We start from the raw sequence: 15,444 nt of genomic DNA on the forward strand, positions 1-15,444 counted from the left end.
GCGTAATCATCGAGTGCTGCGCGAGCATATTCGTAGCCCACAGGTGCATGTTCCTTCCTCGCCGACAACTGACTTCCAGCGATATCAGTATGGAAGAGAAAGGAACGGACTACCTATATCGCGAGCAGGCTCACTCCCACAGGGGAATGGGGTACATCAGCAAGTGACTGGTCGGCTGTCAGGCCGCCATCGCAGGCAAGCCAGCTCCCACAATTGAATCTTGTACATCAGCAAGATATTGGTCGGCTGTCAGGCCGCCTTCGCGGGCAAGCCTCGCGCCTACAGGTACATCCGGCAATCCGCGGACTCGCACAACAACGGGGAAGAATGTTAGCGTGCTTGGCATTCACCAAGCCCCGACGAGCCCTCCTTCCATGAAAAAGACCGTCCTCGCCTTCAGCCGCGTCACCCCGGAAATGGTCGAACGCCTCAAGCAAGACTTCGACGTCATCGTCCCCAACCCGAAAAACGGCGACATCAACGCCCAATTCAACGAAGCCCTGCCCCACGCCCACGGCCTGATCGGTGTCGGTCGCAAACTCGGCCGCGCGCAGCTGGAAAACGCCGCCAGACTCGAAGTGGTCTCCAGCGTCTCGGTCGGCTACGACAACTACGACGTCGCTTACTTCAACGAACGCGGGATCATGCTGACCAACACGCCGGATGTCCTCACCGAAAGCACCGCCGACCTGGCCTTCGCCCTGCTCATGAGCAGCGCCCGCCGCGTCGCCGAACTCGATGCCTGGACCAAGGCCGGCCAATGGCAAGCCACCGTCGGCGCCCCGCTGTTCGGCTGCGATATACACGGCAAAACCCTGGGCATCGTCGGCATGGGCAACATCGGCGCGGCCATTGCCCGTCGCGGTCGCCTGGGCTTCAACATGCCAGTCATCTACAGCGGCAACAGCCGCAAGACCGGGCTGGAACAAGAACTCGGCGCTCAATTTCGCAGCCTTGACGAACTGCTGGCCGAAGCCGATTTCGTCTGCCTGGTCGTCCCGCTCAGCGAAAAAACCAGGCACCTGATCAGCCACCGCGAACTGGCACTGATGAAGCCAAGCGCCATCCTGGTCAACATCGCCCGAGGCCCGGTCGTCGATGAACCCGCGCTGATCGAAGCGCTGCAAAACAACCGCATTCGCGGCGCCGGGCTGGACGTGTACGAGAAAGAACCATTGGCCGAGTCGCCATTGTTCCAGCTGAGAAACGCGGTGACATTGCCGCACATCGGCTCCGCCACCCATGAAACCCGCGAGGCCATGGCCAACCGCGCGCTGGCGAACCTGCGCAGCGCGCTGTTGGGCGAACGGCCGCAGGATCTTGTCAACCCGCAAGTCTGGAAAGGCTAAGCAAAACGGGCAGACACTTATAAAATATCTGCCCGCTTCTTTACACAACTTGCAATTCAGTCAACCGACGAAAAAAAGTTAAGCACATTAAACTCTCCCTACTTACCCGACCCCGGACTAGGTACACGGAGAACGATCACCTTGAACAACTGCACAACTGAAAAAATCATCAGAATCAGCAAGATTGTACTAATGGCTTATATAAGCTTTTTCGGGCTTTTGGTGATGTTTAGCAACTTCACCGACTACACAACAAACTACCAATTTGTCGCCCATATCCTGAGCATGGACACAACCCATAACAGTGAACGAACAAATTACCGAGCTATCACCTCGCCCATGCTGCACCACCGGATTTACTGGCTAATTATCACCCTCGAAGTGACCTACACCGTGTATTGCCTGGTAGGCACTTTCCACCTTTTTCAAAAACTGAATGCGTCCGCCCGCGAGTTTCATGAAGCAAAGAAATTCTCGATAATCGGCTTGCTTATCGGATTGTTCATCTATTACGTTTGTTTGCAGATCGTAGGCGTTGAATGGTTCAACATGGATAAATCACAGGCATGGAATGCGAAGGATTGGGCCCGACATATCGTTGACTTTATGTTGCCGTTACTTATGTATATTGCGTTAAGGATCGAGCGCTGAATCGTTTATCGCGCTCGACCGCACGAAATATCAGGCCAAATTGCCAGTTCGCTGCAACGCGCGCGCCCTGGGCTTGCGGAACACCAGCACGTTACCTAGCATCACCAACACCAAACCGACCAATGCCGGCGCGGTCCATTGATAACCTTCGGCAAATGCCGAGACATTCAGTGCCACGACCGGGAACAGCACGGTGCAATAGGCGGCTCGCTCCGGGCCCATACGCCCGACCAGCGTCAAGTAAGCGGTGAATCCGATAACCGAGCCTGGAATCACCAGGTACAGCAGCGAGCCGATGTAGCGCGTGTTCCATTCCATGTCGAACGGGACGCCTTTGACCAGGCACCACACCGACAACATCGCGGCGCCGTACGCCATGCCCCAGGCGTTGGTGGTCAGCGGCTTCAAACCGGCCTTTTGTTGCAGGCTCGAGAGCATGTTGCCGGCCGAGAAACACAAGGTGCCGAGCAACGCCAGGCCCAAGCCGAGCAAGGTTTCCGGGCTGGCGGTATGACCGGCCAGCTCTGGCCAGAACAACAGACCCAGTCCGAGCAAGCCCAACGCGCCGCCCATCAATACGTTACGGGCGATTTTCTGGCTGAAGAATACGCGTGCATTGAGCGCGTTCCACAGGGTGGCGGTGGAAAACACCACGGCGACCAGACCGCTGGGAATCCACTGACTGGCTGTCAGGAAACACATGAAGTTGACGCAGAACAGGCACAACCCTTGTGCCAGACAAATCAAATGCCCGCGACGGTTCATCACTTGCAGGCGTCGGCTGAGCAGCAACAGGACGAACAGCACCAGCGCAGCCAGGCCGAAGCGATAGACGATCGACACGGGAATGGCCACCACGCCCAGCTGCCATTTCAAGGCAATCCAGGTGGTGCCCCAGATCAGCACAGTCAGCAAGTACAACGACAGGTTCATGGCTAGGCTCCTCAATAGGAGTTCAGTGTCCTGCGCCAAGGCTTGGCGCACTTGCATAAACTTGCGCTTTTGTCGCCCGACAGGCTGGCAGGCCAACGCCTACGGAGTAGGATGCAAGGCGTTGGAGAGAAGCGATCATGCCCGCACGAGTGTCCTGTCTCTCAAATACGTTCCTCTTGTGACGAGGGGCTGTTGCTGTCAGGCAAGGCGCCGCGACGAGTCATAGCCCGCTATGGCGAAGAGCGGCAACGCAGCATGACGACAACAGACACCGTCACAAAGGAACAGTATTTGAGAGACAGGACACTTGATACCCTGCAAGTCTTTCAAGCCCTCAACCGCTCGCCCAATGCTCGCCTCGAGCACAGCGCCGAGCTCGGTGACGGCATGGCTGCAGCCCTGTGGAGCAACCATCACGACGCGCAAGACTACGCGGCGCCGAGCCATCACACGCTGTCGTGCTACATCGCCGGTGGCACCGGCACCTTCCGTCGCGACCAGCCCGGCATAAAGGGCGGCCCGGACAAGTTGTGCATTCTGCCGGCAGAGCATCAATCAGGCTGGGTGATCAACGGCAACATTCGCCTGGCCCACGTGTATTTCAGCCCCGAACAATTCGCCCTCGGCTGCGTCACGCTGCTGGATCGCGAACCTCGCGAACTGCAATTGCGCGAAGCCACCTTTCTTGACGATCCGGCACAAGCCCGACGCTTTCGACAGATGCTCACCCTCAACTGGGACGAACCCGGCGAACGCCTGCTCACCAGCAGCCTGGCCCATGAAATGCTCAACCACGTGTTGCTCGGCCAGGTCGGCATGCGCGAAGGGTTGAGGCTAAAAGGCGGTTTGGCGGCGCATCAGCGGCGGCAGTTGGTCGACTTCATCGATAATCAATTGGCCGAGGCCATCAGCCTTGGGCAATTGGCGGCGTTGTGTGCGCTGTCGGAATACCATTTTGCGCGGATGTTCCGTGAGAGCTTTGGCTTGCCGCCGCATCAGTATGTGTTGGCACGGAGAATGAGCCGGGCGCGGGAGTTGTTGCGTACGACGTCGCAGCCGTTGGGGGAGATTGCGCTGGCGTGTGGGTTTGCCAGTGCGAGTCATTTCACCAATCGGTTTCGGCAGGTTTTGCGCGGGACGCCTGGCGAGTATCGCCAGGCGTTTTTGCGCTAACAAACGACCAGACTATGAATAGGCATTCCATCGCCACATCTCGAGCGAATCAACAAGCGGGCCAACTATATTGACTGTAAGAAATACCGACACATAGCCAATACTGGTTTGCTCTGACTCTTCCGGAGACAATTGAAAATCAATCCAACCCCCATGTGAATCAATACTCCCCAACTCCTTACCTGCCTTATCAAAGTACTTATAGGCCGATACGCTGTTGTGATTGATAGCGTCGACCGCGAAACGAACTCGATTAACCTTTTCACTCTTCAGCGTAATCCTGAGTTCGCCCTTATCGCCTTCGGAAAAGTGACTGCCTGAGCAACGTATTGCATTCCCCTCTATCTGCCCTTCAAGGTATTCCCGATCATCGGCGGTTACGCTGGTCGACTTAAGCACAAATCCGTAACCGCCTTCAGGACTGAGAGCCTCCATCGTTAAGTATTTAAGCTCTAGCTTTGTTGGTAAGCCATCCAATGACGGCCTTACATTATTGAAGTCTTCTTTTCCAATAAGATTTAGATAATACTCGCTTCTGTTTTCCCGACTGGCATCCGACATTTTATTACTCCTTCCCTTATCTAAAAGTAAGCTGCCAGAAAGAGTAAACAGCGCCCCCCTTCTCACGCAACTGTCATAAATAACAGTTTTTTAGAAGATCTGGATATAATCAAGCATCCGAAATAAGCCTACATATACACTCGTTTCAAGTACGGCAACGTAGCTGCGTCAGAACTCCAACGTACTCGACAACGAAATCTGCCGCGAATCCCCCATCGACACAAAGAACCGGCTCGCCGCCGAGGTGTAGTAGGTGCGGTCAAACAGGTTCTTCACGTTGAGCTGAAACTTGACCTTCTGTCCTTCGACCGTCGCGAAGGCATCGGCCACGGTGTAGCTCGGCAGGTCGAAATCATTCACGGCGTTACCCGCCCGCTCGCCGACATAACGTGCCCCCGCGCCGACGCGCAATTGATCGCCGCCGATGATGGTGCCGAAGTCGTAGACCGCCGACAGCGAGCCACTGTTCTTCGCGACGTTTTGCAGTTTTTTGCCTTTGTAGTCCGGGTCTTCGGTGACTTCGGCGTCGGTGTAGGCATAGCTGCCGATCATGCTCCAACGGTCGCTGAGCTGGCCGGTCAAATCCACTTCCAGACCCCGGGAGCGCACTTCGCCGGCGGCGCTGTAAATCGTCACCGGGCCTTCGGAATTGGCCACCAGCACGTTGCGTTTCATGATGTCGAACAGCGCGACGTTACCGGTCACGCGCCCCGGCATATCGAGCTTGGCGCCGATTTCCCAGGACTTGGCTTCTTCCGGTGCAACGCTGCCGTCGAGTACGGTGCTGCTGCCGCTTAGCGGTGCGATGGTCGAGTTGGGTTTGAACGATTCGGTGTAGCTGCCGTAGAACGACAGCTCATCGGTGAAGCGATAGACCAGACCGGCGCGCGGCACCCACTTCTGGCCGTTGCTGTCGGTGTTGGCCTTGAACGGCACGCCTTTGCCGGCGTATTGGTCGTATTCCTGGAAGCGTGCGCCCGCGACGAAAATCCATTGATCGGTGAGGTGGATCGAGTCCTGCAGGAAGATCGAATCGCTGCGCAGCTCATCGGTCTGCGCGCTGTCTGCCGGGCTGACGGTGGTGCCGGCGACTTCGCGGCCATAGACCGGGTTGACGTAGCTGAAGGTGCTCAGGCTTTTCTGGCGGATCAGGTCTTCGCGGTAGATCTTGCGGTATTCGTCATCGACGCCGAACACCAGGTCATGTTGCAGGCCCAGCAGGTTGACGTTACCTTCGAGGCTGGCGGTGGTGAATCGGTCGGTGCTGATGGCGTTCTGGGTGCCGTCCATGCTGCGGGTCAGCGTGCCCCGTCGGGTGTCGATGGCGGTGACGCGCACTTGACTGGCGTCATAGGTTTCACGGTTCCAGCTGTAACCGAAGTGGGCGTTCCAGTTGTCGTTGAGCTCGTGATCGGCCTCGAAGTGGTACAGGTCCGAGCGGCCTTCCATGTTGTTGAACGGCTCGTCCAGGCGTTCATTGCGCGAGATGTCCAACGGGTGGTTGGAGCGCGGATCGATGATCGTGCCACGGTCGAACGGGGTCAGGAATTCGCGGTGTTCATAGGAGAACAACAGCTTGGTGCTTTCGCCGAACCAGGCCAGCGACGGCGCCACCAGCGTCTCGCGGTGGGTGCCGAAATTGCGCCAGTAATCTTCATCTTCGTGGTCCAGCACCATCCGGTAAGCGAGGCCGGAAGTACCGAGCGCGCCGGTGCTGTCGAGGCCGACGCCGCTGCCGTTTTTACCGTCGCCGTAGGTCGAACCGCGCAGCGTCAGGGCGTTGTATTGCTCAAGTTCGGGTTTCTTGCTGACCATGTTGACCACGCCGCCCGGGTCCTGGATGCCGTAAAGCAGCGAGGCCGGGCCCTTGAGCACTTCGACTCGGTCCACGGTCGCATTCATCCCTCGGCCCTGCACGATCGGCATGCCGTCGCGCATGATCGAGCCGTTACGGTTGTCGCCGAAACCGCGGGTCATCACCGAATCCTGAGTGCTCGCCAGCGTGTTGCCCTGGGTGATGCCGCTGACGTTGGCCAGCGCGTCATCCAGATTGCGCGGTGCCTGATCGCGAATGACCTGGGCCGGGATGACGTTGACGGTCTGCGGGATTTCCTGGAGCAAGGCCGACGAGCGCATCACCGAACTGGAGGGTGGCGGCTGATAGCTCATGGATTGATCGGCCACCGAGTTGATGGTGGTCGTGCCAAGATTTAACGTGCCGGCGGTGGGCACCGGCTCAAGCACCAGGGTGTGGGCGTCGCTACGGCGGAAGGTGAAACCCGAACCGCTGAGCAAACGCTGCAGGGCTTGCTCGGCGCTCAACTGGCCATTGATCGCCGGGGCGGTGAGACCGTACGGCGCTTCATCGGTGTAGACCACGCTGATGCCAGTGACCCGACTGAAGTCGCTCAAGGCCTGGGGCAGCGGCTTGGCAGCGATGGCGAAGCTGAACTGCGTAAGCTGCTGCGTGCCGGCAGCCTCAGCGGCCGATGCGACGTTTGATGGCAGCAACGATAACGCCGACATGCTCAGTGCAGAAGCACCCAACCACTGTTTGACCGAACCCGACTTTGCCCTGGATTTCATTGCTCAATGACCTGTGTAGAACCTACGGGATGCGAATGACTCGCAGTTTCAGTCACTACACGGATGGGGGTCGGGTTTACCTCACCATAATTTTGAAAATAATTTTTTTGCGGAAGGGATGTGGTGGTTGGACTGACGCCTTCGCGGGCAAGCTTCGCTCCTACGGGTTTTGCGCGATCCTTGTAGGAGCGAGGCTTGCCCGCGAAGAGGCTGTTAGCCTCACCGCAAAATAATCAGATGCCCCAAAACGCTGGTCTGCTCAAACCCCAACACCCCCTGCAACGAACCCAACACCGCCTCTGGATCCTTGCTCGGAAAACTGCCACTCACTCGCCGCGCCGCCAGTTCATCGTTGAGCAGCACAATCCGCCCCGGGTAATAACGCCCCAAGTCCTGCACCACATCGGCCAGCGTGGCTTTGTAGTAATTGAGCCACCCCTGACGCCAGGCCAACTGCGCTTCGCTGTCGACCGCATGCAGCTTTTGCGCCGAGCCTTCGCCATACGCCACTTGTTGGCCGGCGGTCAGAATCTGCTGCTCGGCGTGCTTGTCCGCAGTCACGCCGACCCGCCCAGACAGCACCGTAACCTGCGCGCCATGGGGTTGCAGGCGCACTTCGAACTGCGTGCCCAGCACCCGCGCCTGGCCCATTTCAGCGTCGACCACCAACGGATCGCCCGTGTGGGTCACGCTGAAAAACCCGGCACCGCGACGCAGCTGAACATGACGCTCACCGCGACTGAAATCCACGGCGATGGCGCTGTCGGCATCCAGCGTGACTTGCGATTGATCGGCCAGCGTCACGGTGCGAATTTCCCCCGGCGCAGACACATAGTCCGCCCCCAGATCATCGACCCAGCGCGTCGGCTGCCAACCCGCGCCGAGGCCGATCATCAGCACCAGACACGCGGCCATGGCCAGCGCACCCGACCAGCGCCGCACACTGGAGCGTCGGGATTGGTTCATGGCATTGAGGTAACCCTGCAAGGCGAACGCATCTTCATCGGCCAACGTTCGCGCTGGCGCTTCGCTCAATTCCCACAGCACTTGCGCCTGGGCGTAAGCCTCGGCATGGGCGGGATCGGCCTGCAACCAGCGACTGAAGGTGAGTTGATCGCCGTTGCTGGGCTGGTCGTGCAACAAGCTCAGCCAGGCGAGCGCGGCCTGCTCCTGAGCGGGCGTCGGGGTGACGCGGTCGAGTTGATTCACAGTGCTTTCCCTGGCGTGCGCGTTGGCGATTCCCGCAGGCTGGCCTTGCAGGCATCGAGGGCGCGCATCATATGTTTTTCCACGGCGCTTTGGGACAGGCCCATGGCTTTGGCGATCTCAGCGTATTTGCGGCCGTGGATGCGGTTGAGCAGAAAGATTTGCCGGGTGCGTTCAGGCAACGCGCGCAACGCCGCTTCGACGTGACGCAGATCATTACCCGCCTCCAGCGCGGCTTGTGGTTCGCTGCCCTGGCTGTCCGGTTGATCCGGCATCCAGCCTTCGTGGACCCGCACCCGCGTGCCTTCACTGCGCAAATGGTCGATGGCGATGTTGCCGGCGCAACGCAGCAGGTAAGTGCTCAGTTCTTCGACTTGCACCAGTGGCCGCCGCCAGAATCGCAGGAACAAATCCTGCACCAGATCGGCGGCGGTTGCTCGGCAGCCGACACGCCGGCTCACCAGCGCTTCCATCTGCGAACGCTGGGACAGGAACACCTGAAGGAAATGCGCACGGGCGCCGCGATGTTCGTCGTCGTGTGATTCCGGCGGACTGGTGATCATCTGATCAGCACTGCGCAAACGCGGCGACGGGGCTGACCAGCAGACCCAATCCGGCAAGTGATAGCGCCAGGCGCGGGCGATACGGCATCATCAACACCAGCAGCAAAGCGCTGAGCATCAACACCGCAAACCATTCCACCAACCCGAGGCCCCAACCGGTTTTCGACACTGCCGCCCATAAAGAAACCGCCAGCAACAACCAGCCGCTCAGCTTGAACGTTTTGCGCCGCCGGGCCGACGATTTGCACCCCAGCAAATCGGCATGATGCCGATCCATCGATAAACACAGCACGGTGAAACCGCCGTAACACAGCAGCAAAGCCAACAACATTCAGTTCACCTTCTGCTCAAGCGTGATCGGTCGAGCACGTTCTTTAGCAACGCGAACGGTCTGTCCGGCGCACTGCATTTTCCACGCAGCCCAGGCCAGGAACACGCCACTGCCTAGGCACGTCAAATCGAACCCGGCGAGCGTCCAGTCACCCTGCGCCAACGTCACGCCCAAGTGGTTCGGCGTGGTCAGTGCGTTCAATAGCGGCACGCCGCAGAACAGCACCGCGGCCAACGCCAACTGCTCGACCCACGCCGCGCGGCCACGGCGCACCACCGCATGAATCACGCTCAAGCCCCAGACGATGAAGAAGCTGTTCACTTCCCAATCCGCCCTTGTGGACATCTCGACTGGCAGCAACCGATTGGCCCAGAAGAACGCCGCCACCGCGACCACCAGCCCGGACATGCTGGCAATGTTCAGCACTTCCACCAGCCGCAGCTCGAAGGGCATCACCGCGCTTTTCGCATGTTTGAGCTGGCGTTTGCCGAGCCAGATCACCAGCCCGGTGCCGATCATCGCCGTGCTCGCCAAACCGCAAATGAAGTACAGCCAGCGCAGCACGGGGCTCGCAAAATGTCCCATATGCAAGCCGTAGAAACTGCCGGCGATGGCCATCGGCACCGGTTGCTGCGGCGTGGCGCTGAGTTGTTGGCCGGTCACGCCGTTGAAGGTCACCGCGCTGCTGGCGTCATAAATCACGCGGTCCGCATCGTCCCTTGAGACGACAATCGAGGCATTCGCATCCCCCGGATTGTTCACTGTCAGACGTTCTGCCCGACCGCCCGACCACTGCGCGCGCGCCCGCTCCAACAGCGGCGCCATCGGGGCGAGTTCAGCCGGTTTGCCGGCCAGTTCGGGCGTGCCGGAGGCCGGGAACACCTCCGCGTAAAACGTGCGGGCATCGCCCTTGTACGAGGCCAGGATGCTCGCCGGCATCACCATCGCCATGAAAATCACCAGGCTGCTGTAAGTGATCATCAGGTGAAACGGCAACACCAGAACGCCCACCGCGTTGTGCCCGTCCAGCCAGGAACGCTGGCCTTTGCGGGGGCGGAAGGTGAAGAAGTCCTTGAAGATTTTCTTGTGGGTGATGATCCCGGTGATCAGGCCGATGAACATCACCATGGCCGCGATGGTGGACAACCAGCGACCCCACGGATAAGGCATTTGCAGCTGGAAGTGGAAGCGATAGAAGAAGTCGCCACCCATGGATTCACGGCCCTGCACTTCGCTGCCGGTTTGTGCGTCGAGGCGTTTTTCGGTGAATTGCCCGCGCTCGCCGGGTTTGGCCGGCGACTGCTGCCAGCGCACCGACAGGCCCGGCTCTCGGGCACTCGGCAAATCGATCAGCCAGCGCGAGGCACCCGCTGCGTGTTGCTGAAGGTAGTTTTGCGCCAGGGTCAAACTAACTTCGGAGGTCACTGAACGCGCCGGTATCTCGGGCTGCATCCAGTGACTGATCTCGTCCTTGAAATAGGCAAGCGTGCCCGTCAGGAAAATCGCGAACAACAACCAGCCGAAGGTCAACCCGACCCAGGTGTGCAACCAGGCCATCGCCTGACGAAAACCCTCTTTCATGCGTGGCCCATCCAATACGCCAGGCCGGACGCCGCTGCCAGCACCAGGCCCGGCACGATCAACCCGAACCAGGCCTGCCACGCGCTGCGACAGGCAAAACACCAGAGCACCGCGACCAGATAGACCAGAAACGAGGTCATCATCCCGGTCACCACCGCTTCGGCGCGGGCCATCGGCAACCATAAGCTCAGGCTGACACTGGCCAGCGCCGCAACGATATAGCCGCCCAACACCGCGGCCAGCACGCGAGAAGTGACGGCCAATCGATAAGAAACGGGGAGCGTGCTGATTTTGCCTTTCATGTTTCGACCTTGAAACCGGGTGAGGCCGCGTGAAGGTCACGGGGCCAGCAAGCGCGCAATATTAATGATAAATATTCTCATACGCAAAACAGATCCGATTGCCGGGGGGCATTACACACCCTTACAATGCGAACAATTCGTGTTCTCTAACGTATCCGTGTGTCGGAGTGGTTCTGTTGCAGCCCGCCAATCCCGTCGAAGTCCTCTATCACGCCCACCACTACTGGCTCACCGGCTGGTTGCGGCGCAGGCTTGGCTGCCCGGATAGCGCGGCAGACCTGGCCCAGGACACGTTCATTCGCGTGCTCACCGCGCGGGAAACCCCGCAGATCATCGAGCCGCGAGCGTTCCTGACGACGATCGCCAAACGCGTGCTGTTCAACCATTACCGTCGTCAGGATCTGGAACGTGCCTACGCTGAAGCATTGGCGCAAATGCCTGAGGTGTACGCGCCCTCCGAGGAAGAACGGGCAATCATCCTGCAAACACTGATGGAGCTGGATCAGTTGCTGGACGGTTTGCCGCGACGGGTCAAACGCGCCTTTTTGCTCGCACAGGTCGATGGCCTGACTTATCCACAGATCGCCGCCGAACTGGGGATTTCCATCGCCACGGTCAAACGCCATCTGAGTAAAGCAGCCATGCGCTGCTACTTCGCACTATGAACGGCACTTCGGACTTTTCTTCACAGGTCGCCGAGCAGGCGGTGCACTGGCTGATGGAAATGCAGCAAGGCCCGCTGAGCCCGCGCCAGCAACAAGCCTGGCAGCAATGGCACGATGCGCACAGCGAGCATCAACGGGCGTGGGAACATATCCAGCGGGTCAATCAGCGACTTCGCGGTTTGTCTTCACCGCTGGCCCACGCGGCGCTCAATGCACCGAAGTCCGGCAGCCGACGTCAGGCGCTGAAACTGCTGCTGATTCTTGGCGCCGGTTCTGCGCTCACCTGGGGCCTGCGCGAACGCAACGTGCTGCCGCCGTTGCTTGCTGATTACCGCAGCCCCATCGGCCAGCGGCGCAAGGTGTCGCTCGGCGCAGGCAATCAGTTGCAGCTCAACACCGCGAGTTCGGCGGATGTGCGGGTGGACGGTCAGCAACGGCTGATCCGTTTGCTGGAGGGTGAACTGCTGCTGACCGTCACGCAAGCGTTTCAGGTGCAGACCGCGCAGGGTGTTTTGACCACGCAAGGTGGGCGATTGAACGTCCGGCAGTTTGCTGATCGCACGCAGGTGGCGGTGTTCGAGGGCAGCGTCGAATTGACGCCGGACGGTGGAACTCCAGTGGTTTTGCCAGCCGCCCGGCAATTGGGTTTCGGCCTGCAAGGCGTGGGCAAACCGCTGCCGCTGGACGCCAACAGCGGCGCCTGGGCCGACGGCATGCTGGTGGCCGCGCACATGCGCCTCGGGGATTTTCTCGACGAGCTCGGGCGTTATCGTCGCGGGCAGCTTAAGTGCGATGCGAAGGTGGCGGATTTGTTGATCTCCGGGACGTATCCACTGGACGACAGCGAGCGGATTCTAGATCTGCTGGAAATCAGTTTGCCGGTGAGGGTGAAGCGGTTTACCCGGTACTGGGTGACCGTTGAAGCGAAGGCGTAAACCAAGGCGAAACACAATCCCCTCGCCACAAAATCAATCCACGCAAAAAAATTTTCACCCAACGTGAGCCGTTTTTCAGATCTGGCGTGACAGAGAAGGAAAGCCCCCTTGATTCCACCTTCTCAGGATCGTCGTCCATGCACCCCACCCGCCTCACTCCGCTGGCCCGCACCCTGCGCCAACTCTTGCTGGGCGCCAGCCTGAGCTTCGGCGTGCTGCCGATCGCACTCGCCGCCGATGCCAAGCCGTACCACATCGCACCGTCCTCGCTGGAAAACGCCCTCAACCAGTTCGGCCGTGAAGCCGGCGTGTTGATTACCTTTGGTTCGCAAGTCACCAGCGGTGTGCAGAGTCGTGGCCTGGAAGGCAACTTCACCCCTTCGCAGGGTTTGAACGTTTTGCTCGAAGGCACCGGCCTGCAAGCTCGCGCCGAGGGCGACAATGCCTTCAGCCTGCAACCGGCGGGCGACACCGCGCTAGAACTGGACACCTCGAAAGTGGTCGGCGACTGGCTTGGCGATGCGGCGCAAATCAACGTCTTCGAGCACCCCGGTGCACGTGATGTGATCCGTCGCGAGGAGTTCGAGCGCCAGGGCGCGACCCAGGCCAAGGACGTGCTCAACCGCATCCCCGGCGTGAACGCGCCGGACAACAACGGCACCGGCAGCCATGACATGGCGCTGAACTTCGGCATCCGTGGCCTCAATCCGCGCCTGGCTTCCCGCTCGACCGTGTTGATGGACGGCATCCCGGTGCCCTTCGCCCCTTATGGCCAGCCGCAGCTGTCATTCGCCCCGGTGAGCATCGGCAACATGGACGCGGTGGATGTGGTACGCGGCGGCGGTGCCGTTCGCTACGGCCCGCAGAACGTCGGCGGCGTGGTCAATTTCGTGACCCGTGCGATTCCCGATGAGCCGACCGTGAAAGGAGGTTTCCAGACCGAAACCAGCCCCTCCTCCAGCCACGACGGTTTTAAAACCACCGGCAACTTGCTGGCCGGCGGCACCGCAGAAAACGGCCTGGGCGGTGCGCTGTTGTACTCCGGGACCCGCGGCGGCGACTGGCGTGAACACAGCGACACCGAAATCGACGACTTGATTCTCAAGGGCAAGTATCAGCTCGATGACGCCAACAGCTTCAACGCGATGGCTCAGTATTACGAAGGCAAGGCCGACATGCCCGGCGGTCTGAACGTCGCCGATTACGACGCTGACCCGTACCAGTCGACCCGCCCGAAAGACCAGTTCTGGGGCCGCCGGACAATGTTCAACTTCGGCTATCGCTATCAGGAAGATCGTCGCGAATTCACTGCCAACACCTTCTTCACCAAGACCTTGCGCAGTGGTTATCTGAATCAGGGCACGTTCCTGTCGCTGTCGCCGCGCGAGTATTGGGTGCGCGGCCTGGAAACCCGTTTTGCCCAAGGCTTTGACCTCGGCCCGACCAGCCATGAAGTCGGCATCGGCTATCGCTACATCAACGAAGCCGGCCACGAACTGCGCTACCGCGAGCCGATCGCCAACAATACCTTCCCGACCACCAACAGCCGCAATGACCGCGACACCCGTGGCGGCACCGAGGCCAATGCATTCTTCGTCGACGACCGGATCGACATCGGCAAATGGACGATCACGCCGGGCATTCGCTACGAGATGATCGATTCGCAGCAGACCAACAACCTGACGAACGTGAAGTACAAGGGCGACTACAACACCGCGCTGCCGGCATTGAACGTGCTCTATCACGTGACGGACACCTGGAACCTCTACGCCAACACCGAAGGCTCGTTCGGCAGCGTGCAGTACAGCCAGATGCCAAACCGGGTGACCAGCGGCGAAGTCAAACCGGAGAAGGCGCGGACTTGGGAGTTGGGCACCCGTTACGACAACGGTGCGCTGAGAGCGGAAATCGGCGCGTTCCTGATCAACTTCGACAACCAGTACGAAAGCAATCAGACCAACGATTCGGTGATCGCCCGGGGTGAGACAGGTCATCAAGGCATTGAAAGCAGCATTAATTATTCGCTGGATGGTTTGAGCCCGTCGCTGGCTGGCTTCGATGTGTACGCCACTTACGCCTATGTGGACGCGACTATCCGAGAGGATGGACCGAACAAGGGCAATCGTGTGCCGTTCTCCTCGAAACACAAAGGCACTCTCGGGGTGGGCTACACCGAAGGCGCGTGGAAGCTGAACCTGGACAGCAGTTACCAGAGCAACCAGTTTGCCGACAACGCCAACACCTCGGCCGAAAGCGCTGATGGCAGCACGGGCAAGATTCCCGGGTACATGCTGTTCAGCAGCCGCGCGGCGTATGACTTCGGGCCGAAATTGCAGGATTTGAATGTGGCGGTGGGGGTGAAGAATATTTTCAATCACCAGTACTTCACCCGGTCGTTCGATGACAACAACAAGGGCAAGTATGTGGGGGAACCGCGGACGGTTTATGTGCAGACGTCGGTGGCGTTCTGATCTGAAGCCGCACACCCTCTTCGCGACCGAACTCGCCCTCCTTTGTAGGAGCGAGGCTTGCCCGCGAAGGCGATTGAATGAGCGACATATGCGCTGGATTTCCGGGCCTCTTCGCGGGCAAGCCTCGCTCCTACAAG

General features: G+C 59.6%; 14 protein-coding genes. 6 read left to right on the forward strand and 8 right to left on the reverse strand.

Translation table 11 applies throughout. The features are described 5' to 3' along the window. Window positions 1-374 precede the first annotated feature (374 nt). Entirely contained in the window at window positions 375-1,349 is a 975-nt protein-coding gene (locus EYC95_RS15450; RefSeq protein WP_131061133.1) for a D-glycerate dehydrogenase, read from the forward strand. A 141-nt stretch (window positions 1,350-1,490) separates the two neighbouring features. Further along, complete coding sequence (locus EYC95_RS15455) at window positions 1,491-2,000, forward strand: DUF2165 family protein (RefSeq protein WP_131061134.1); 510 nt, start codon at window positions 1,491-1,493, stop codon at window positions 1,998-2,000. Window positions 2,001-2,030: 30 nt separating this feature from the next. Here the strand turns inward: EYC95_RS15455 and EYC95_RS15460 are convergent, their stop codons facing one another. Then, entirely contained in the window at window positions 2,031-2,933 is a 903-nt protein-coding gene (locus EYC95_RS15460; RefSeq protein WP_131061135.1) for a DMT family transporter, read from the reverse strand. A gap of 291 nt (window positions 2,934-3,224) precedes the next feature. Between EYC95_RS15460 and EYC95_RS15465 the strand changes: the two genes are divergently transcribed. Continuing rightward, window positions 3,225-4,106 carry a helix-turn-helix domain-containing protein gene (locus EYC95_RS15465; protein WP_256656961.1) on the forward strand — a complete coding sequence of 294 codons (882 nt, stop codon included), beginning with the start codon at window positions 3,225-3,227 and terminating at the stop codon, window positions 4,104-4,106. 12 nt (window positions 4,107-4,118) lie between these two features. Here the strand turns inward: EYC95_RS15465 and EYC95_RS15470 are convergent, their stop codons facing one another. From EYC95_RS15470 to EYC95_RS15500, 7 genes are all read right to left on the reverse strand, one after another. Further along, the gene (locus EYC95_RS15470; RefSeq protein WP_131061137.1) at window positions 4,119-4,667 is read right to left on the reverse strand and encodes a hypothetical protein; all 549 of its coding nucleotides are present in this window, start codon (window positions 4,665-4,667) and stop codon (window positions 4,119-4,121) included. Between the two features lie 168 nt (window positions 4,668-4,835). After that, complete coding sequence (locus EYC95_RS15475; protein WP_131061138.1) at window positions 4,836-7,253, reverse strand: TonB-dependent receptor; 2,418 nt, start codon at window positions 7,251-7,253, stop codon at window positions 4,836-4,838. A 219-nt stretch (window positions 7,254-7,472) separates the two neighbouring features. Continuing rightward, window positions 7,473-8,462, reverse strand: coding sequence for a FecR family protein (locus EYC95_RS15480; RefSeq protein ID WP_131061139.1), 990 nt, complete (start codon window positions 8,460-8,462; stop codon window positions 7,473-7,475). Beyond that, on the reverse strand, window positions 8,459-9,022 hold the full coding sequence (locus EYC95_RS15485) for an RNA polymerase sigma factor (RefSeq protein WP_131061140.1): 564 nt from the start codon (window positions 9,020-9,022) through the stop codon (window positions 8,459-8,461). The genes EYC95_RS15480 and EYC95_RS15485 overlap by 4 nt, the downstream gene beginning before the upstream one ends. A gap of 4 nt (window positions 9,023-9,026) precedes the next feature. After that, window positions 9,027-9,353 (reverse strand): DUF3325 domain-containing protein, encoded by a 327-nt coding sequence (locus EYC95_RS15490; protein WP_131061141.1) that lies wholly within the window; start codon window positions 9,351-9,353, stop codon window positions 9,027-9,029. After that, window positions 9,354-10,934 carry a PepSY domain-containing protein gene (locus tag EYC95_RS15495; RefSeq protein ID WP_131061142.1) on the reverse strand — a complete coding sequence of 527 codons (1,581 nt, stop codon included), beginning with the start codon at window positions 10,932-10,934 and terminating at the stop codon, window positions 9,354-9,356. After that, the gene (locus tag EYC95_RS15500) at window positions 10,931-11,236 is read right to left on the reverse strand and encodes a DUF3649 domain-containing protein (RefSeq protein WP_131061143.1); all 306 of its coding nucleotides are present in this window, start codon (window positions 11,234-11,236) and stop codon (window positions 10,931-10,933) included. The genes EYC95_RS15495 and EYC95_RS15500 overlap by 4 nt, the downstream gene beginning before the upstream one ends. 176 nt (window positions 11,237-11,412) lie before the next feature. Between EYC95_RS15500 and EYC95_RS15505 the strand changes: the two genes are divergently transcribed. The 3 genes from EYC95_RS15505 (at window position 11,413) to fecA (ending at window position 15,307) form a co-directional block, all read left to right on the forward strand. Continuing rightward, window positions 11,413-11,901, forward strand: coding sequence for a sigma-70 family RNA polymerase sigma factor (locus EYC95_RS15505; RefSeq protein ID WP_131061144.1), 489 nt, complete (start codon window positions 11,413-11,415; stop codon window positions 11,899-11,901). Next, entirely contained in the window at window positions 11,898-12,836 is a 939-nt protein-coding gene (locus EYC95_RS15510) for a FecR domain-containing protein (RefSeq protein ID WP_131061145.1), read from the forward strand. The genes EYC95_RS15505 and EYC95_RS15510 overlap by 4 nt, the downstream gene beginning before the upstream one ends. Window positions 12,837-12,973: 137 nt before the next feature. Then, window positions 12,974-15,307, forward strand: a complete 2,334-nt coding sequence (gene fecA, locus EYC95_RS15515) for a TonB-dependent Fe(3+) dicitrate receptor FecA (RefSeq protein WP_131061146.1) — start codon at window positions 12,974-12,976, stop codon at window positions 15,305-15,307. Window positions 15,308-15,444 lie beyond the last annotated feature (137 nt).

This window comes from Pseudomonas sp. BGI-2, from assembly GCF_004310295.1.
Classification (GTDB): Bacteria; Pseudomonadota; Gammaproteobacteria; order Pseudomonadales; family Pseudomonadaceae; genus Aquipseudomonas.

Bases quoted from the DNA above. Each gene is read 5' to 3' on its own strand.
- fecA (WP_131061146.1), top strand. From the start codon at position 12,974: ATGCACCCCACCCGCCTCACTCCGCTGGCCCGCACCCTGCGCCAACTC.
- EYC95_RS15450 (WP_131061133.1), top strand. From the start codon at position 375: ATGAAAAAGACCGTCCTCGCCTTCAGCCGCGTCACCCCGGAAATGGTC.
- EYC95_RS15490 (WP_131061141.1), bottom strand. From the start codon at position 9,353: ATGTTGTTGGCTTTGCTGCTGTGTTACGGCGGTTTCACCGTGCTGTGT.
- EYC95_RS15485 (WP_131061140.1), bottom strand. From the start codon at position 9,022: ATGATCACCAGTCCGCCGGAATCACACGACGACGAACATCGCGGCGCC.
- EYC95_RS15475 (WP_131061138.1), bottom strand. From the start codon at position 7,253: ATGAAATCCAGGGCAAAGTCGGGTTCGGTCAAACAGTGGTTGGGTGCT.
- EYC95_RS15500 (WP_131061143.1), bottom strand. From the start codon at position 11,236: ATGAAAGGCAAAATCAGCACGCTCCCCGTTTCTTATCGATTGGCCGTC.
- EYC95_RS15470 (WP_131061137.1), bottom strand. From the start codon at position 4,667: ATGTCGGATGCCAGTCGGGAAAACAGAAGCGAGTATTATCTAAATCTT.
- EYC95_RS15510 (WP_131061145.1), top strand. From the start codon at position 11,898: ATGAACGGCACTTCGGACTTTTCTTCACAGGTCGCCGAGCAGGCGGTG.
- EYC95_RS15495 (WP_131061142.1), bottom strand. From the start codon at position 10,934: ATGAAAGAGGGTTTTCGTCAGGCGATGGCCTGGTTGCACACCTGGGTC.
- EYC95_RS15460 (WP_131061135.1), bottom strand. From the start codon at position 2,933: ATGAACCTGTCGTTGTACTTGCTGACTGTGCTGATCTGGGGCACCACC.